15 protein-coding genes are annotated in these 19,403 nt (G+C 44.6%); 9 read left to right on the plus strand and 6 right to left on the minus strand.

What is annotated here, in order from left to right:
• A partial coding sequence (locus ABYB02_RS06695; RefSeq protein ID WP_372761689.1) for a tyrosine/phenylalanine carboxypeptidase domain-containing protein occupies nucleotides 1-411 on the plus strand: 411 nt, incomplete at its 5' end.
• Nucleotides 412-525: 114 nt separating this feature from the next.
• Here ABYB02_RS06695 and ABYB02_RS06700 read toward each other — a convergent pair.
• From ABYB02_RS06700 to ABYB02_RS06720, 5 genes are all read right to left on the minus strand, one after another.
• Nucleotides 526-1,755, minus strand: a complete 1,230-nt coding sequence (locus tag ABYB02_RS06700) for a type III PLP-dependent enzyme (RefSeq protein WP_372761690.1) — start codon at nucleotides 1,753-1,755, stop codon at nucleotides 526-528.
• Between the two features lie 397 nt (nucleotides 1,756-2,152).
• On the minus strand, nucleotides 2,153-2,956 hold the full coding sequence (locus ABYB02_RS06705) for a DUF1338 domain-containing protein (RefSeq protein ID WP_372761691.1): 804 nt from the start codon (nucleotides 2,954-2,956) through the stop codon (nucleotides 2,153-2,155).
• Nucleotides 2,957-3,008: 52 nt separating this feature from the next.
• Complete coding sequence (gene astD / locus ABYB02_RS06710; RefSeq protein ID WP_372761692.1) at nucleotides 3,009-4,475, minus strand: succinylglutamate-semialdehyde dehydrogenase; 1,467 nt, start codon at nucleotides 4,473-4,475, stop codon at nucleotides 3,009-3,011.
• A gap of 7 nt (nucleotides 4,476-4,482) precedes the next feature.
• Nucleotides 4,483-5,517 carry an arginine N-succinyltransferase gene (gene astA, locus ABYB02_RS06715; protein WP_372761693.1) on the minus strand — a complete coding sequence of 345 codons (1,035 nt, stop codon included), beginning with the start codon at nucleotides 5,515-5,517 and terminating at the stop codon, nucleotides 4,483-4,485.
• A gap of 77 nt (nucleotides 5,518-5,594) precedes the next feature.
• Nucleotides 5,595-6,800, minus strand: coding sequence for an aspartate aminotransferase family protein (locus tag ABYB02_RS06720; RefSeq protein WP_372761694.1), 1,206 nt, complete (start codon nucleotides 6,798-6,800; stop codon nucleotides 5,595-5,597).
• Between the two features lie 194 nt (nucleotides 6,801-6,994).
• Between ABYB02_RS06720 and ABYB02_RS06725 the strand changes: the two genes are divergently transcribed.
• Nucleotides 6,995-7,423, plus strand: a complete 429-nt coding sequence (locus ABYB02_RS06725; protein WP_372761695.1) for an Lrp/AsnC family transcriptional regulator — start codon at nucleotides 6,995-6,997, stop codon at nucleotides 7,421-7,423.
• Nucleotides 7,424-7,431: 8 nt separating this feature from the next.
• Here ABYB02_RS06725 and ABYB02_RS06730 read toward each other — a convergent pair whose 3' ends face one another.
• Complete coding sequence (locus ABYB02_RS06730; RefSeq protein ID WP_372761696.1) at nucleotides 7,432-8,352, minus strand: hypothetical protein; 921 nt, start codon at nucleotides 8,350-8,352, stop codon at nucleotides 7,432-7,434.
• 390 nt (nucleotides 8,353-8,742) lie between these two features.
• Between ABYB02_RS06730 and ABYB02_RS06735 the strand changes: the two genes are divergently transcribed.
• The 7 genes from ABYB02_RS06735 to ABYB02_RS06765 form a co-directional block, all read left to right on the plus strand.
• Complete coding sequence (locus tag ABYB02_RS06735; protein WP_372761697.1) at nucleotides 8,743-9,045, plus strand: isoamylase early set domain-containing protein; 303 nt, start codon at nucleotides 8,743-8,745, stop codon at nucleotides 9,043-9,045.
• Between the two features lie 9 nt (nucleotides 9,046-9,054).
• On the plus strand, nucleotides 9,055-11,046 hold the full coding sequence (malQ, locus tag ABYB02_RS06740) for a 4-alpha-glucanotransferase (RefSeq protein ID WP_372761698.1): 1,992 nt from the start codon (nucleotides 9,055-9,057) through the stop codon (nucleotides 11,044-11,046).
• A complete protein-coding gene (gene glgB, locus ABYB02_RS06745; RefSeq protein WP_372761699.1) occupies nucleotides 11,047-13,287 on the plus strand; it encodes a 1,4-alpha-glucan branching protein GlgB in 2,241 nt (746 codons plus the stop codon).
• On the plus strand, nucleotides 13,280-15,343 hold the full coding sequence (gene glgX / locus ABYB02_RS06750) for a glycogen debranching protein GlgX (protein ID WP_372761700.1): 2,064 nt from the start codon (nucleotides 13,280-13,282) through the stop codon (nucleotides 15,341-15,343). The genes glgB and glgX overlap by 8 nt, the downstream gene beginning before the upstream one ends.
• Complete coding sequence (locus ABYB02_RS06755) at nucleotides 15,336-17,861, plus strand: glycogen/starch/alpha-glucan phosphorylase (RefSeq protein ID WP_372761701.1); 2,526 nt, start codon at nucleotides 15,336-15,338, stop codon at nucleotides 17,859-17,861. The genes glgX and ABYB02_RS06755 overlap by 8 nt, the downstream gene beginning before the upstream one ends.
• A 20-nt stretch (nucleotides 17,862-17,881) precedes the next feature.
• Complete coding sequence (gene glgC / locus ABYB02_RS06760; RefSeq protein WP_372761702.1) at nucleotides 17,882-19,156, plus strand: glucose-1-phosphate adenylyltransferase; 1,275 nt, start codon at nucleotides 17,882-17,884, stop codon at nucleotides 19,154-19,156.
• Between the two features lie 69 nt (nucleotides 19,157-19,225).
• The coding region (locus ABYB02_RS06765; RefSeq protein ID WP_372761703.1) for a glycogen/starch synthase at nucleotides 19,226-19,403 on the plus strand (178 nt) is incomplete at its 3' end.

The raw sequence follows: 19,403 nt of genomic DNA on the forward strand, positions 1-19,403 counted from the left end.
GGCGCTGAATTTGTTGATATTTATCGCGATTATGTAGCACAAGGGTTATCGCAAGATGAAAGTTATACGTTAGCACAGCGGGTATTTCGTGGCAGCACAGCCACGGGTTTACCCTTTACCAAGGACATTGCCTACATTAAAGGCTTTGTGTTGGTGTACAACTTAATTCGCGTGGCCATTCAACTAGGAAGAATCGATCAATTACCGTTATTGTTAGTGGGTAAAATATCCATAGACGACTTTAGGCTGATCTCGCAGCTGCACAGTTTAGGAGTCATTGAATCACCGAAATTTGTGCCACCTCACTTTAAAGATTTACGCGGATTAGCCACCTGGCTGAGCTTTGGACGCTTCATTGGTAACCTCTCGTTTGAGCAACTAGAAAACGACTACAAGCCATTGTTTTTATAGATTATATGCGATATACCCAGCCTGTTTGTTAAGCAAAAAAAAACGCAGTTGGAATGAGCAACTGCGTTTCAGTATATAGTTACAAGCCAAGGTAACTATAGTTGAGGAAATTGATTAGCCAGTTAAAACTTGGCTGTGTACTTGCTCATTTAATACCACTACTGCTGCGCGTTTAAAAAAGTTAAAGTCGGTGGCGGTGGCTAAGGTGTAAGCGCCCATCATACGGCTGATAATTAAATCGCCGTTGTTTAACTTAGGTAACATAATAGACTCACTTACGACATCAATACTGTCGCAGGTTGGCCCCGCTAACACCGAATCAAAACGCATACCATCTTGTTTGGCGCTGTCGATAGGGTAAGCGGCTTCATCAAACATTAAGCCACTAAATGAACCATAAATACCGTCATCTAAGTAGTACCACATTTTACCTTCACGCTCGGCTTGGCCCATAATTGACGCAACACTGGTGACACTGCTGGCGACAATAAAACGCCCCGGCTCGGCCAGTACGTGCATAGTGTCGGGTAGCTGCGCCAGTGCTTGGTTAATAGGTGCACAAAACGCCTCAATTGGCAGTACATCGGCGCTGTACGGCACTGGAAAACCACCGCCTATATCAAGCGTGCTTAATGCAGGTAAACCCAGCTCAGTCACTTGTGCAATGACTTTTGCACAGGCGTTAATTGCTTCTACGTATTTGCTTGGGCTTGCCGTTTGCGAGCCAACATGAAACGACAAGCCTTTAATGCGAATACCTAATTGCTGCGCATAGCGAATAATTTCAATTGCTGTCGCTTGGCTGCAACCAAACTTTTTCGATAAATCGGCAAACGCCTCTTTATTACGAAAACTTAACCGGACTAAAATTTCCGCTTGGTCTTTGTATGCAATAAATTTTTCTAGCTCATTGAGGTTATCAACCACAAACACAGTGCAGCCATAAGCTAACGCATCACGAATATCACTGTCGCGCTTGATCGGGTGCGTATGAATGGTGCGTTCGCTTGGTACGCCTTCGCTGGCAACTAAATCAACTTCGCCGCTGGTTGCTAAATCAAAGCTCGCGCCTTCTGCAAGCAAGGTACGCACAACCGCAGCATGAGGTAACGGTTTTAACGCAAAATGCAATGTAACGCCAGGTAGGGCGTTTTTAAGCGCATGGTATTGACGGCGAATGGCGTTGCAGTCAAGCACCATTAAAGGGGCACCCAATTGAGCGGCTAGTTGCTCAATCTGTTGATTTGTTGGTTGCGCATAGTCAAAACTGTTGCTTTGGTTAGCCGCAACCGCGGCTGCAGGACCTTTGATGGTGTAGTCTTTTAATTGTGTTGATAAAGCCATGGTACTCTCCGAGTTAGGGGGCGTGTTATTTTTGTTTCGCCCTAAACAACCGCGCATGTGTAATGGCAGGCGGTTGAGTGATATTAATAGTGCTGAGGCACCGTTAAGTTCACTCTTGGATAGTTGCTCATTTGCCTTGCTACAAACAGGGTTTGTAATGTACTTGGATTGGCTATCATCAAGAAGCGGCGAGATATTAAGGCGTGTTTTATGTTTGTGCAATAGTCCATATCAAATAAAATTAAAATATTTTTTATCTATATAAACCAATTGGTTAAACGATTTGATTTGATTCTCATATCGATAAGTAAAATTAATCGATATAGCTGTGAGGAGGCAATAAACATAAAAAAAGCCCTAATTGGGCTTTTTTAAACGGTGACACAATAATGACTAATTAGCGCGCATTGGTACTTTCAAAGATTTTATCGGCAGAGGCTGCGACAAAGCCGGTGTAAAGCTCACCATCGGCTTTAGGGTAACGAATAGCAAACTCATAAAAACAGCTCGGAATGCGCATTTCGCCATCGCTAAAGCGTACCGAATACTCATCGGCAAGGGTAGATGATTGTTCAAGTAATACATCCGGTGAGCCTTTTACTTCGCCCCCCGAGGTATTAAGTGTGAAACCAGCTTCTTTTAGTGCTTGGTTAACAGCGTGAATATTATCAAATTTAGCCAATGTATTAATGTTGACTGTAAAGTGGTTAGCACGGTAACCCCACGCCGACATCCATGCCGCGTATTCGCTCTCAGCCAGCAGTTGCTTGTAAGTGTCGGTGCTTACTTGCCAATGCGTACCCGAGTATAAAAAGTTATCAGCGGTGACGGCCGCGTCGTCTATTTGCTCAACCATATCGTTGACTATGGCTTGTAGCTCTGGCGAGCACTGTTCAACTAATAACTCAGAAATAAAGACTTTTGGTAGGGTTAAATCACTGTGCTCATAGTGCTTTGCATAGAGCTTTTTTGCTTCGAAGTGGTATTCACCACATTCTTTGTAGCCCAGCGCTAAAAAGTGGGCTGCAAGCTTCTCTAGGCCAATTTTTTCATGGTTAAAGGTACGCAGAGCAATATGATCATTAATAATGTCATTGTGTTGGGTTGAGCCTAATAGCGCATGAATTTTATCGGCCGATGGCGTTACCGCTAAATAGTTTTGCCATAGGTTATCAAATAATGTGTTTACATCAGTATGCATGTTAAATCCTTAAATTTCGGTAAATGCCTTAACGTGTCGTTATTAAGGCAGGTTATTCAATTATTAAGCCCGGTGCTAATGTTTGCGGTAACGTTACTTTGTCGGCTTCAACAGAGGCCACCGGGTAGGCGCAATAGTCGGCAGCGTAATAGGCACTTGCGCGATGATTTCCACTGGCGCCAATGCCACCAAAAGGGGCCGCACTTGAAGCGCCGGTAATAGGGCGGTTCCAGTTTACAATACCTGCACGAATACGTTTTAAAAAGTGCTGATAGTCACTTTCGCTATCGGCTAATATGCCAGCCGATAAGCCAAAGCGGGTATTATTGGCTTCATTGATAGCAAGGTCAAAGTCGCTGTAACGGTATACTTTAATTAATGGGCCGAAGTGCTCTTCGTCGGGCATGTCGGTGACATTAGTCACATCAACAATACCAGGGCTGACAAAGCCGGTGCCGGGTGTTAACTGTTTTAGTTCTACAAGCACGGTAGCGCCTTTAGCAACAAGCTCGTTTTGCGCCGCTACCATACCGAGCGCGGCTGTTTCGCTGATCATTGCGCCCATAAACGGCTGCTCTGCGGCAAAGCTGTCATCAACCAGAATATTGTTAGTGGCGCTGATCAGTTTTGCTAAAATAGCATCGCCATTGGCTGACTTTTCAATAAACACGCGACGTGCACAGGTACAACGTTGCCCCGAGGTAATAAAGCCCGATTGAATAATATCGTGGACTGCGGCGCTCACATCGCTAACATCTTTGACAATCAGTGGGTTATTGCCGCCCATTTCAAGTGCTAAAATTTTACCCGGGTGGCCAGCAAATTGTTGATGCAGCAGATGACCGGTGTTTGAACTGCCAGTGAAAAACAAGCCATCAATATTCTGATGTGACGCCAGTGCTTTACCGGTGTCAATTTCGCCTTGTACGAGGTTAATCACTCCCGCCGGTAAACCTGCCTTTAACCACAGGCTTAAGGTAAATTCGGCCACATATGGGGTCAGCTCTGAAGGCTTAAATACCACGGTATTACCCGCTAAAATAGCCGGTACAATATGGCCATTTGGTAAATGCCCCGGAAAGTTATACGGGCCAAAAATAGCCACTACACCGTGCGGTTTATGCCTAATAAACGCTTTGGCGCCGGGCATAGGGTTTTCGGTGGTGCCGGTGCGCTCATGGTAAGCGCGAATAGAAATCGCCACTTTGCCGGTCATCGCGCCTACTTCAGTGCGCGTTTCCCATAATGGTTTACCGGTTTCTTGGGCAATAATAACGGCAAACTCTTCGCTGTGCTGTTTTAGTTGCGCGGCAAAATTTTCTAACACGGCAATCCGCTGTTCAAGCGCAGTATCAGCCCAGCCAAGCTGTGCGGCTCTGGCGGCCTTTATTGCAGCGTCTACTTGGGCTGCGCTTGCGCCATTGCCTTGCCAAACGGTTTCGCCGTTACTTGGGTTTACCGATTTGAATGCTGGGCCTTGGCCTGCATGCCATTGGTTATTAATAAGTTGTGTATTCATAGTATGGTTACAGACGAAAGAATCGTGCTGCATCTCCTTGGCTTAAATTAAGTGCATCAGCCACTGCTTGGCTAATGATTAATGTATGCTTTGCATGATTATAATGCGCGTGTTTGCTGAAAGTGGCTCTAAAATCGCTCACGCCATGATTACATATGGCGAGCGTGTCGCTGCTGTGTTGGGTAATATGCTCAAGCTCACCGATAGTAATTGGGCATACTTGCGATTCACGAATACTGCGAATGTTACCCAGCTTAGCCTCTACAGTGGGGCCGGCATCAAATAAGTCAACATAACCGCGGTGCTCAAAGCCTTCTTTTTCTAATAGTTTTAGCGCGGGTTTGGTTTTTTCATGCACGTGACCAATCACCGCCTGCGCTTTTTTACTCAATAAATTAGCGTAAATCGGGTATTTTGGCATCAGTTCGCTGATAAACACTTTGTCGCCTAAGCCCACTAAGTGATCCGCTTGGGGGAACTCAATACTAAAAAAGTGCTCCTGCAGCCATTGCCAAAACGGCGAGTGGCCATTTTCATCGCTCACGCCGCGCATTTCGGCAATCACCGTATCGGCAAAGCGTTCACTGTGCTGCGCCATAAATAAAAAACGTGAGCGCGATAAAAATCGCCCGGTTAAACCCGTGCGTTGATCTTCACGTAAAAATAAGGTACAAATTTCTGAGCAACCGGTGTAGTCGTTGCACATGCTTAAAATATCAACCGTGTTATATACCTTTAACGTAGGCGAGTGATGCACGGTTTTGCCTAAATGATAGTGATACAAGGGTACTTGCAAACCGACCGCCGCTTCAATAGCGGTGGTGCCAATCACTTGACCTGTTTCACTGTCTTCTAAAACAAATAAATAGCTCTCGTCCACTGGCTTATTAATATTTTTAGCGAAGCTTTGCTCAGCACGTGCAATTTTTTCTTGTAGCAGCTCATCATCCACAGGTAATGAGGTAAACCCATGACCTGATTCAATGGCTATTTGTTTTAATGCCTCAAAATCGTTGGCAGTTATAGGACGTAATACATGCATTAATTATTTGCTCCAGTGGTGCGCTTAATCGTAACGTTTAGCCGAGTTACGATTAAGTGCACTGGTGTTAACTGTTATTATCCGTTTACAACGTCGCTGACGGCTTTTTCAAAGCGCGCGAGGCCTTCTTTAATGTCTGCCAGTGGGATCACAAGCGATGGTGTAAAGCGGATCACGTCGGCGCCGGCCACTAAATTCAATAAGCCGTTATTAGCGCTGGCAACTAAAAAGTCGCGAGCACGGCCAGCAAATTTCTCATTCAGTGCAGCACCAATTAATAACCCTTTACCACGAATTTCAGAAAATACCTGGTATTTATCATTGATAGCATTTAAGCCATCACGAAATAGTTGTTCACGTTGTTTAACACCCTTTAATACCTCGCTGGTATTTACCGTGTTAAATGCCGCTTCGGCGACCGCACACGCCAATGGATTACCGCCATAGGTAGAGCCATGCGTGCCTACTTTTAAATGCGCGGCGATCTCAGTGGTGGTGATCATCGCGCCAATAGGAAAACCGCCGCCCAGTGCTTTAGCGGTAGTTAAGATGTCAGGTGTTACGCCTAAATCTTGATACGCATAAAGAGTCCCTGTGCGGCCCACACCGGTTTGCACTTCGTCAAAAATAAGCAGGGCATTATGTTTGCTACACAGTTCACGTACTTTTTTAGCAAATTCGTCAGTGGGCGAAATAATCCCGCCTTCACCTTGAAGCGGCTCCATCATTACCGCACAGGTTTTATCGCTGATCAGCGCTTCAAATGCGGCAATATCATTGTAATCGCAATGCACAATATCAGCCGGCTTTGGCCCAAAGCCATCAGAATACGCAGCTTGGCCGCCCACGGTGACGGTAAAGAAGGTACGGCCATGGAAACCTTTATTAAACGCAATGATCTGTGTTTTTTCAGCGCCATGTACGTCTAGGGCAAAACGGCGCGCTAATTTGAGCGCTGCTTCATTGGCTTCTGCCCCTGAGTTTGCAAAGTACACTTTTTCAGCAAATGTCGCATCAACCATGCTTTTAGCTAAGCGTAGTGCAGGCTCATTGGTCATTACATTTGACAGGTGCCAAATTTTTTCACCTTGCTCTTTAAGCGCTTTCACCAGTGCCGGATGACAATGACCCAAACAGTTAACGGCAATACCACCGGCAAAATCAATAAATTCGTTATTATCTTGATCCCACACGCGTGAGCCTTCACCGCGCACCGGAATAACCGCAGAAGGGTTGTAGTTCGGTACCATTACATCGTTAAATAAGTCTCTTGTTACTTGCATTTTCACACCTAAATATATGGCTTAGATAAAATATTTTTTACTAAAACAAAGAAGAATTAAGCCGTTACTCTTCAGTTATAAAGCTAATTATTGTTATACACAGGCTATTATCGAAGGTTGTAGGTAAAATTTGCAGTGCTATTTTGTATAAAATGGTTAGAATAAAAGTCAAAATAACGAAGCTAATAGACATTATGATAACTCCACAAGACGAAAAGCTTTTATCGATATTAAAAACCAATGCCCGTACGAGTATTTCAGATTTAGCGCGGCACCTTAACTTGTCGCGCTCCACGGTACAAAGCCGCATGTTAAAATTAGAACAAAGCGGGGTGATTAAAGGCTATAGTGTGGATTTTGGTGATGACTTTTTAAACAGCATGGTGGCGGCGCATGTATCAATTAAAGTAAAACAAAAGCTCACCACCAAGACCAATGTAGAGCTGAAACAAATTAATGCCATTTCGCAGTTGTACGCTATAAGTGGTGAGTTTGACTTAATTGCCGTCGTACAAGCGCAAAATTTAGAACAGCTTAGCCACTTACTCGATGATATCGGCAATTTAGATGGGGTTGAACGCACCACGTCATCGGTGATTTTAGAAACTAAGTTTAAGCGCTAAAGTAACGGCTAATCGCTTAATGCGCCTTGCCTGATAATATTTTTATCGACTTCATCAAGCTTAATAAAGTAGGCATTACCGCCTATCCCTTTAAACTCCTCGTCGGTAAAAACAATGGTATTATCGTCGTAAAAAGTAACGGCTTCTTTTTGCGTAACAATCCCTAAATCGATACGTGAGACATCACCTGAAAAAAACTTATCCCCTTTAAAGTTTTCAAATAACCATAAGCTGGTGGAGTCGAGTAGTACCAGCTTGCTGCGATCGGGGCTGAGCGCCGCCGAGGTGATCCAGCATAGCTTTTCCATGGTGGTGCAGGTTTTAAATGAGTCTACCAGTTCGGCATTAAAGTTTGCCGCGTGATCGCCCACTTTATACACGTTTGTTATGCCATCGAACGGTTGAGTACGATTTTTGGTAAATAGATATAAGTGTCGACCGAACGCAACAAACGCTTCTAAATCATAATTACGACGTTCAGGAGAAATGGGGCTGCCATCAAGCTCAGGGTAAGTAAATTTAATTATTTCCGCTTCGGTGGTATCGGTTTTGATATCAATGGGGTTTTCAATTTTATAAATAGTCAACCAGCGCCGCTCGTTACTGTTATTGCCAAAATCGCCAAGGAAAAAATGACCAAAGTTATTTTGTGTCATATCTTCCCAGTCGATGTTTTTAGCGTTGCTGACTAAGATCTCTTTTTCAATCGCGCCCGTGCGAGAAAGGCGATAAAGTTTAGGTTCATCACCACTGTCATTAATTGCCCACAAGCGCTGTTGCTTATCAAACTCTATTCCGGAAATTTCTTTTAATTTTGCATCTACCGAAATCACTTTTTTACTATAAAGTGTATAAATTGAGCTGCCTAAAATTGCAACAGAGGCAATTAAGACTATGAAAGTGGTAACAAGGATGCTTTTTTTCAACATAACAACAGGGGGGCGACCAATTAACTTATTTGTTGTTTATTATCCCTGATGGCGCGGCTAAGCAAAAGGCTTTTATAAATTTTATAACCTATACTGCTAGTTATGTGGCGTATAACAACAGCATAACGGTCAACTATCGCCAGCCATAACCAGTGAGTTGGTTTAATAATTGCTATATCAAGTAGAGCTAGGGTAACGCCTCGTTATAGTGGTTAAAATTGCACCTAATAAGTGCAAATAAGTAAAGTGCTGCACTGTCATAATGCGTAAACAAAGTTTTGTTTAACTGACAGTGTGTTTAATGTGTATGAATGGAATCCACATCGCCTTTTTAAGCTGTTTGGCCTGTGGCAAAGATGAATGACCCTTATGGTTTAGTTGGAGCCTACTATGTTGAATAAACGCTTTTTTAAAACAAAAAACGAAGCAGAAGTGACGTTTGAATTTTCCCACCCCGACGCAGAGCAAGTGTGCTTACTTGCTGAATTTAACGACTGGCAACCAATTGTAATGAAGCGCACAAAAAAGCAAGGCGTATTTAAGTGTAAGCAACGGCTGCCGGTTGATCAACAATTTCATTTTCGCTATTTAATTAATGGTGATATATGGGATAACGACCATCAAGCCGATGGCTACATTGCTAATCATTTTGGTTCAGAAAATAGCATAGTTAATACCCAACGCCACAATTAAGGTAGATCCATGGACGCGCTATCGCAGTTGTTTTATTTGCACGGAATTGGTGCTGAGTATACTAAATATACCGGTGAACGGCAGCTATTTAGTGCCGCTACTCGAAAGCGGGCTGTTGAATGCTGTGGGGTTAACACCGACGATAGCGCGCAAATCGAGCAATTAAACTATGCGTTAGATGCAGCGCAGTGGTTGCTGTTAGTGCCTAATATCAGTTTAGTTGAACGCCCAGAGAACTTGCTTAAAGTGCGTATTGCAGAGCAGCAACGAGAGCAGAGCCTTGCGATAACAATAGCGCAGCTAGAATTAGATATTCGCTTTGAGCAACTCACGCAGTTTACTGTACTGGGTGAGTATCGTTTAAATGACATCCGCTATATTGAAATTGCGCTACCGTTACCTAAGTTACCCATTGGCTACCATGATGCGCAGATCTGTGTGGCGGATAAAACCGCAGAGACGCAAATTTGGTCTGTACCAGAACAAGCCTATCAACCAGACACAGGCAAGCGCGTGGGACTATCGCTGCAATTGTATAGTTTAAAAAATGCTGCAGGACTGGGAATAGGCGATTTTGCCGATTTACTGACACTGGCCAGCTTGTGTGGTGACTATAATATTGACTATATGTTGCTCAACCCGTTACATTTGTTATTTGGCGACAATCCTGAACGTGCCAGTCCGTACAATCCTAATAACCGTGCATTGTTAAACCCGTTATATATCGCGATTGATTTGTCAGAAGACAGCATACATAACCCCGCATTAACGAGCTTAATGCACAGCAATGAAGTTAGCCAGTTAAGCCAAAACAGCGCACAATTTATTGATTATAACACGGTGTCGGCGATTAAATATCGCGCATTTAAAGCGCTGTTTGCGCAATTTCAACGCGCTGCAAGTACAGCACGGCAGCACGCATTTAAAGCGTTTTGTCAGCGCTATCACGATACGCTAACTACCTTGAATACAGCGCAACCGCTATTTGACTATTACTTACAGTGGCAGGCACATATTCAATTGGCTCAGTGCCAACAACGCTGTATAGATAGCGGCATGGCTATTGGATTAATTAATGATTTAGCGGTGGGATGTGCCAAAGATGGCAGCGAATTTAACAGCCAACAACACTTATTTAGCCAAGGAGTCACGGTGGGGGCGCCACCAGATCCTTGGGCGGAACACGGCCAAGACTGGGGGTTGCCGGCAATTAATCCACAAAAAATAGCCGACCATAACTTTCAATATTATCGCGCGCTTATTCGCGCCAATATGCAACAAGTGGGTGGGTTGCGCATTGATCATGTGATGGCTATTCGCCGGCTGTGGTGGTGCTTTGAAAACCAAGGGGTAGCAGATGGTTGTTATGTGTATTACCCGTTTGAGCCGCTATTGGCGATTTTAAAAATAGAGTCGCATCTTAATCACACTGTTGTGATCGGTGAAGACCTAGGCATTGTGCCCCCTGAAGTTAAAGCAGCACTGAGTCGCAGTGGTATTTTTTCAAATAGCTTATTTTATTTTGAAAAACAGCAAAATAATGAGTTTATTGAAGTGCATGATTTAGCGCCGCATTGCCTGTTAATGATCGCTAATCACGATGTTCCGCCCTTTACCGGATGGTGGCAACATGATGATTTAAAAATAAAACTACACTATAAACTACTTGATGAACAGCAATTAGCCACGCAGCGCGCACAGCGAGTACAAGAGCAGCAGTGTCTATTGCGTTTTATCAACCGTACCGAGCACACTGCGCTGAGCATCAATGCCAGTGCCATCACAGTGTACAGTAAGTTGGCACAATGTTTAGCCGGCGCGCCATCGCAGTTATTTACCTTGCAGTTAGATGATTTAGATCAGCAACGCTACCCGGTAAACATTCCCGGCACAGATACGCAGTACCCTAATTGGCGTCGCGTATTAACGCATACATGCGAAGACATTTTTAATAATAATGCCTCACTGTTAGCGACTATAAATTCAATAAGGAAAGCTTAAATGGGTAGGCCGCACACTGATAATACATTAATTACCGCAACCAGCGCAGCGCATCATTACGATGAGCAAGTAGCCGCACTGCAATCAGGTTGCTTTAAAGACCCATTTGGGTTTTTAGGTGTTCACCCAAGCGCAACTAACACGCTTGAAGCACGGCTTTATTTACCCGGCGCTGTGGCTGTGAAAATGATATTAAATAACCGCTTTATCGACGCAGTACGCTACAAAAATAGTGATTTGTTCATCATTACTCTAGCCGATTTTGTGCCACTGCCATGCCACTATGAGGTTGAGTATCCACACCATACACAACGGCACTATGATGAATACAGTTTTACCAGTAGCTTAGATCCACAGGCCATGTATTTATTTAATGAAGGCAGCTTAGAGCATGCCTATCAGCACTTTGGCGCACATTTTACCACGCAACAACAGGTTGCCGGAGTGCGTTTTTGTGTGTGGGCACCTAATGCAGCCAGTGTCTCGGTAATTGGTGAATTTAATGACTGGCAACGTAATCGGCATTTTATGCGTTTTCACCCTGCCAGTGGAGTGTGGGAGTTGTTTATTGCTGAGTTAAGCGAGGATAGCTGTTATAAATTTGCCATTACCACGTTAACGGGCGAAGTGTTAGAAAAGGCCGATCCCTTTGCGTTTAAAATGCAGCAAGCACCAGGCACGGCCAGTGTATTACAGCATAAACCTGCGGCCCTTACGCTGAGCGAACACGCGATCAAAAATCGCCAGCAGCGTAATTTTATCGATGCGCCAATTAGTATTTACGAAGTACACTTGGGATCGTGGCAACGTGGCGAGAACAACCGTTATTTAAGTTATCGCGAATTGGCTGAGTCGTTAGTCAATTACGCGTTAGAGATGGGTTTTACCCACTTACAACTTATGCCCATTAGTGAATACCCGTTTGATGGGTCGTGGGGGTATCAGCCGGTGGGGTTATTTGCGCCGAGCAGTCGTTTTGGCGACTACCGCAGTTTTAAATACTTAGTAGAGCAATGCCATCACGCTAATTTAGGCATCATACTTGATTGGGTACCTGGGCATTTTCCCAGTGATCCGCATGGCTTACACCGTTTTGACGGCACCCACCTCTATGAGCATGCCGATATGCGCCAAGGGTTTCATCCCGATTGGAACACCTATATTTACAATTACGATCGCCCTGAAGTACAAAGCTTTTTAATTTCCAATGCGATGTATTGGTTGCAAGAGTTTGCTATTGATGGCTTACGCGTTGATGCTGTGGCCTCTATGTTGTATTTAGATTACAGCCGCAAAGCAGGGCAGTGGGTGGCCAATCGTGATGGCGGCCGAGAAAATTTAGGGGCGATTGCGTGCTTAAAGCAAATTAATGCCCGCAGCTATAAAAATAACCCAGGCATTATGATGATAGCAGAAGAGTCAACGGCTTGGCCTGGAGTGACACAAAGTGTTGCGCATAATGGCTTAGGCTTTGGCTATAAATGGAATATGGGCTGGATGAACGACAGTTTGCATTATATGCAACAGGATGCGCTGTTTCGAAAGTATCACCATCATAAAATGACATTTTCCATGGTATATGCATTTAGCGAAAACTACATTTTGCCGTTAAGCCATGACGAAGTCGTGCATGGCAAAAAATCGTTACTTGAAAAAATGCCGGGAGATGAATGGCAAAAATTTGCAAATTTACGCGCTTATTATGCGTTTATGTGGGCACACCCAGGTAAAAAGTTATTATTTATGGGAGGAGAGTTTGCCCAGCGTAAAGAATGGAGTCACGACCACTCACTCGATTGGCATTTACTGCAGCATCACAGCCATAAAGGCATGCAGCACACCATTAAACAACTTAATCAACTATATAAAACTCATCCCGCATTATATCAACTCGACAGCTGCGCCAGCGGTTTTCGTTGGATAGACAGCAATAACGACACGCAAAGTATTTTAAGCTTTATTCGCTATGCAAACAAAGCCGACGATTTACTGCTGGTGATCGCCAATTTCACACCAACCAGTTACCCACAGTACACAGTCGGTGTGCCCGCCAAAGGGGTGTATAAAATGGTGTTTAACAGTGATGCCCCGCTGTTGTATGGCTCAGGCTATGGGGTTAGCAACGACAGCGCGCCGCTAATTAGTACCACGCAGAGCCCAAGTCACGGCTTTGAGCAGAGCATTAATATTGCGTTAGCTGGATTGTCCACAGTCTACTTACAAAAGGTTAATGATGAGTAACTGCTTTGATATTACGCATGGTTGCGCAGCCCCGCTTGGGTCGAGCGTACACCGCAATGGGGTTAACTTTGCCCTTTATGCGCCTAAAGCACGCCAAGCTTATGTGTGTTTATTTGATAGCAGTGGCCATTCAGAAATACTACGTATGGCGATGAATATTAATGAAGGTGGAATTTGGAGCCTGCATATTGCACCACTTAAGGTGGGGGCCTTATATGGGTTTAGAATTGATGGCGCATTCAACCCACAACAAGGGTTGTTATTTAATGAAAATAAGCTGCTGCTTGACCCCTATGCTAAAGACTTATTTGGCGAATTTAGTTGGAGTGAACGCCACTTTGCACAGCGGCCACTGGGCAGCAAGTGTACGCTGAATAACGCCGCCGATATGCCTAAAGCCAGGGTGACTGCGGGAGATGTTTATCGCCACAAAAAACCACAACACAGCTGGGCTGATACGGTTATTTACGAATGCCATGTTAAAGGCGCGACATGTCGCCATCCGGCTATACCTAAAGTGTTACGAGGTAAGTTTTTAGGTTTGAGTCACTCAAGTTTTATTGCGCATTTAACCCAGTTAGGGGTGACCGCTGTTGAGCTGATGCCGGTACATAGTTTTATTAGTGAGCAGTTTTTAGTTTCTAAAGGACTGGATAATTATTGGGGGTATAACCCGCTTAATTTTTTTACTCCCCATAAAGACTACTTAGTGAATGATGATATTAATGAATTTAAACAGATGGTCAGTGAATTACATCGCGCTAATATCGAAGTTATTTTAGATGTTGTTTATAACCATACTGCAGAGGGGGGCACTGATGGCCCCACTTTGTCGTTACGGGGCTTAGACAACTTAAGCTATTATCGCACTGTCAAAGAGCAGCCTAGTGTCTATATTAACGATACCGGATGTGGCAATACCCTTAATATCGATCATCCGAAAGCCTTACAGCTAGTGCTCGATAGCCTACGTTATTGGGTTGAAATAATGGGCGTTGATGGCTTTAGGTTTGACTTAGCTACTATTTTAGCGCGCACTGAAAGTGGCTTCAGCTCGCGTCATACGTTTTTACAGGCCGTGGCACAAGATCCTATTTTAAATAAAGTGAAACTTATTAGTGAATCATGGGATATTGGCCCAGGTGGCTATCAATTAGGCGCCTTTCCTGCGCCATGGCGTGAATGGAACGATCAGTTCCGTGATGTGCTCAAACGCTTTTGGCAAAGTGAGCAAGGGCTCATTACTGATGTTGCCAAGCGCTTACATGGCTCTTTTGACATCTTTGAACACAGCGCACGCGGGCCACTGAATAGTATTAATTTTATCAGCAGTCATGATGGTTTTACCTTGGCTGATTTAGTCAGTTATGAGCACAAGCATAATGAAGCTAATGGCGAAAATAACCAAGATGGTCACAGTGCCAATTATTCGCTTAACTTTGGTATTGAAGGGGTCAGCGACGATCCACAGATAAATCAATTACGTCTACAGCAACAAAAAAATCTGTTATTGAGTTTATTACTAGCCAAAGGGGTCCCTATGTTGGCCGCCGGCAGCGAAATGGCGCACTCACAAGGTGGCAATAATAATGCCTATTGCCAAAATAACCGGATCAGCTGGCTGGCTTGGCAAGACTTACCCGTTACTCATCCGTTAATGCAATTTATTCACGACGCATTAAAAATTAGACGTGCCCACAGTGCCTTTAGCCATAATGTATTTTTAGCTGAGCTTGATGAACGCGCCACCGTGCACTGGTTTACCGAGCAAGGTGAACCAATGACAGAGGCGCACTGGCATGACAACAGCAGACACTTTTTAATGTACAGCTTGCGTGATAAGCACACAAATCAAGCGTTGTTAGTGGTATTAAACGCCAGTAAAAACGCTATTTCATGTCAATTACCCAAGGTGCCCACTGCGGCGCCATGGACGTTAGTACTCTCATCGGTAAATAAGCTATCTGCTGTTTGCAATACGGCGCAAACTGTAGATATTGCAGCACAAAGCAGTTGGGTTTTTAGTGCCAAATTAGAAGGCGAAGGTCATGACTAAGCAAGACGAACAAATGTGTGTGGTAAAACACTGGCAAGAAGGGCCCGCGATAGACGAAAGTACCCTGAAGGATGATTTAACGCGGCATTTTTATTACACCTTAGGGCGTAATGCGGTCGGTGAGTCGCAATTGTATTTGTATCATGCGCTTGCACTGACGATACGCGATAGGATGGTGGCGCGTTGTAGAGCAACCAATCAACAAATTAGGCAACATAAACGCCGTAAAACGGCCTACTTATCGTTAGAGTTTTTAATGGGTAGGGCCTTAGGCAATGCGCTGTTAAACCTTGATCTCACCGAGCAAGTCTCTGCCGCATTGCAAGAATATTGCACCGATCTGGAAAACGTTGCCCAAGCAGAGCACGATGCAGGGCTTGGCAATGGGGGCTTAGGACGCTTGGCTGCGTGCTTTTTAGACAGCTGTGCCAGTTTAGCGCTGCCGGTTGTAGGCTATGGAATACGCTATGAATATGGCATGTTTAACCAAGCGATAAAAGCAGGCTGTCAAGTTGAGCAACCAGATAACTGGCTACGGGAGGGGCATCCGTGGGAACTCAGTGCGCCGGAGCAGACGCAGCGGGTTAAATTTGCAGGGTATGTGCAAAGCTACACCGATAAAGGGGGGCGCGAGCACCGCCAATGGATAAGCACGCAAGATGTACTTGCAGTACCGTATGACGTGCCGATTCCCGGTTATAAAAATAATATTGTGAATACCCTGCGGTTATGGAAATCGGAGGCAACGGATGAGTTTAACTTAACCGAGTTTAATGCTGGGAGTTACTCCGAGGCGGTGGCGAAAAAAAATCTCGCAGAACAAATTACCATGGTGCTGTATCCCAACGACAGCAGTGAAAACGGTAAAGAGCTGCGGCTACGCCAGCAGTACTTTTTATCATCGGCGAGTATGCAAGATATTATAAGCCAGTGGCAAGAGTTATACGGTGACTCCTTCAGCGACTTTGCCGAGCATCATGTTTTTCAACTCAACGATACCCACCCGAGTATTGCCGTTGCTGAGCTAATGCGATTATTAGTGGATGAACACGAACTAGACTGGGATGCAGCTTGGCACATAACCACTAACACCATGGCGTACACCAATCATACCTTGTTGCCAGAGGCATTGGAAAAGTGGTCAGTGACGTTATTTGCCAAGTTATTACCGCGTATTTTAGAAATTATTTATGAAATTAATGCCCGCTTTTTAGCGCAAGTTGCCCAGCATTGGCCAGGAGACACCAGCAAGCAGCGTGATCTGTCGTTGATCGAAGAGGGCGCCGAGCCGCAAATACGCATGGCTTTTTTAGCGATTGTCGGCAGCTATTCGGTTAATGGTGTAGCGGCGCTGCATACCGAGCTATTAAAAGCGGGATTATTTAAACATTTTTATGCCCTGTGGCCGACTAAATTTAACAATAAAACCAATGGCGTAACCCCAAGGCGTTGGCTTGCGCATTGTAATCCGCTGTTAAGTGCGCTAATTAGCGACAAAATCGGCAATCAGTGGATTGCTGATTTTGCCAAAATATCTGAGCTGGGTGCCTATATTGATAATCGCCCCTTTCAAGCGCAGTGGCAAAAAATAAAGCGCGAAAACAAACAGCGTTTAGTTGAGTTAGTTAAGGCGCGCTGTGGGGTGCAATTTGACGTCGATATGCTGTTTGATGTGCAAGTAAAGCGCATTCACGAATATAAGCGCCAGTTGCTCAATGTATTACATATTATTCATTTATATGACCGTATCCGTCGTGGTGATACGCAAGGCCTGGTGCCACGCTGTATTTTATTAGGCGGGAAAGCAGCGCCGGGTTACGAGATGGCGAAAAAAATTATTAAGTTAATTAATAATGTTGCAGAGGTGATCAATAAAGACCCTGACGTATCGGCGTATTTACGGGTGGCATTTTTACCCAATTATAATGTCACGGCGATGGAAGTGATCTGTCCTGCCACGGATCTGTCAGAGCAAATATCCACCGCAGGTAAAGAAGCATCAGGCACCGGTAATATGAAGTTTATGATGAATGGCGCACTCACCATTGGCACTTTAGATGGCGCTAATATTGAAATACGCGATGCCGTAGGGGCAGAAAACTTCTTTTTGTTTGGTGCTCAAGCGGATCAAATTGACGCGATAAGAGCCGACTATAACCCCAGCGAATTAATTGCGCAAAACACGGATCTGAATAACGTTATACAGTTACTAGAAAGTGGTCACTTCAATTTACTAGAGCCCCACTTATTTGATGATGTGATTAACGCCATTAAAAGTAGACACGATCCTTGGTTAACGGCCTATGATTTTGAAAGTTATCTAGTCGCGCAACAGCAAGTTGATAAAGCGTACAGCGATGAAACGTACTGGACGAAAATGAGTATTTTAAATACTGCAGCCAGTGGCATGTTTTCAAGTGATCGCACCATCAGCCAATACTGTGATGAGATTTGGCATTTAGAACCACTGACACTTAATAACCACACCTTAACCACAGACACTGACACTCACAGCTGAGACTAAATGGAGAGAGTACAATGCCCAGTAATGCAAATCGTTACATCAGTAATTTAACCAGGGAAACCTACGCATTAATTCTTGCCGGAGGGCGGGGGTCACGGCTGCATGAATTAACCGACTGGCGGGCCAAGCCGGCGGTTTATTTTGGTGGTAAACATCGGATTATTGATTTTCCACTTTCTAACTGTATTAATTCCGGCGTGCGCCGCGTGGGGATCGCCACGCAATATAAATCGCACTCATTAATCCGCCATGTTAATCGAGCATGGGGGCATTTTAAAAAGGAGCTGGGTGAGTCGGTTGAAATACTGCCAGCATCGCAGCGTTATGGTGATGAATGGTATTGTGGCACAGCCGATGCGGTGTTTCAAAATATGGATATTATTCGTCATGAGTTACCTAAATATGTGATGATTTTATCGGGTGATCATGTGTATAAAATGGATTATGGCGGCTTGTTAGCAAAACATGTAGAAAACGGCGCCGATATGACGGTGTGCTGTTTAGAGGTGCCGGTAGAAGAAGCGGCAGGTACCTTTGGGGTGATGACCGTTGATGCAGATAGCCGCGTTCGCCGTTTTGATGAAAAACCCGCAGAGCCAAGCGCGGTGCCAAATAAACCGGGAATATGCTTAGCCTCAATGGGAAATTATGTGTTCAATACCGAGTTTTTATTTGAGCAGCTAAAAAAAGATTCTCAAACCGACGGCTCGGGGCGAGATTTTGGCCACGATATTATTCCCGCCATTATTGAAGAACATAATGTATTTGCTTATCCGTTTCGCGATCCCGCCGTGGTAGGGCAGCCCTATTGGCGCGACGTGGGTACGCTTGACTCCTTTTGGGAAGCAAATATGGAATTAGTGATGCCAGAGCCGCAGCTGGATTTATATGATCCCAGCTGGCCTATCAGTACCTATCAAGAGCAGTTACCGCCAGCAAAGTTTATTTTTGATGATGATGACCGTCGCGGTATGGCGGTTGATTCAACCGTGTCGGGAGGCTGTATTATTTCGGGTTCATTAGTGAGAAAATCGCTGTTATTTTCGCGGGTGCATATACATTCCTACTGTACTATTGAAGAGTCGGTGGTGTTACCGAGTGTCATTGTGCATCGTGGATGTAAAATACGCCGCGCCATTATAGACCGAAGCTGCGAAATTCCAGCAGGACTAGCAATTGGTTATGACCGAGCAACTGATGAAGCAAATGGCTTTCGGGTATCGAAAAAAGGCATCGTGTTAGTAACGCGCGATATGCTGCAAAACTTAAGCAACACACTCAGCCGCTAACCGGTTAACAATAATAATGTTTAGCAAGGCGGATCACTCGCCTTGTTCTATTTAGGTAAAAATAATTTAATGCATGTATTAATGATTGCCGCAGAAAATGATGCGTTACCAAACGCTAAAGTGGGGGGCGTTGCTGATGTGATTCGTGATGCACCGAAAGCGCTTGCAGCACACAATGTAACGGTTGATGTGGTTATTCCAGATTACGGTTTTGCGCTGTTAAATCGTCAACCGATAGGTGAAGTTA

Origin of the sequence: Pseudoalteromonas sp., from assembly GCF_041613455.1 — a bacterium.
Classification (GTDB): Bacteria; Pseudomonadota; Gammaproteobacteria; order Enterobacterales; family Alteromonadaceae; genus Pseudoalteromonas.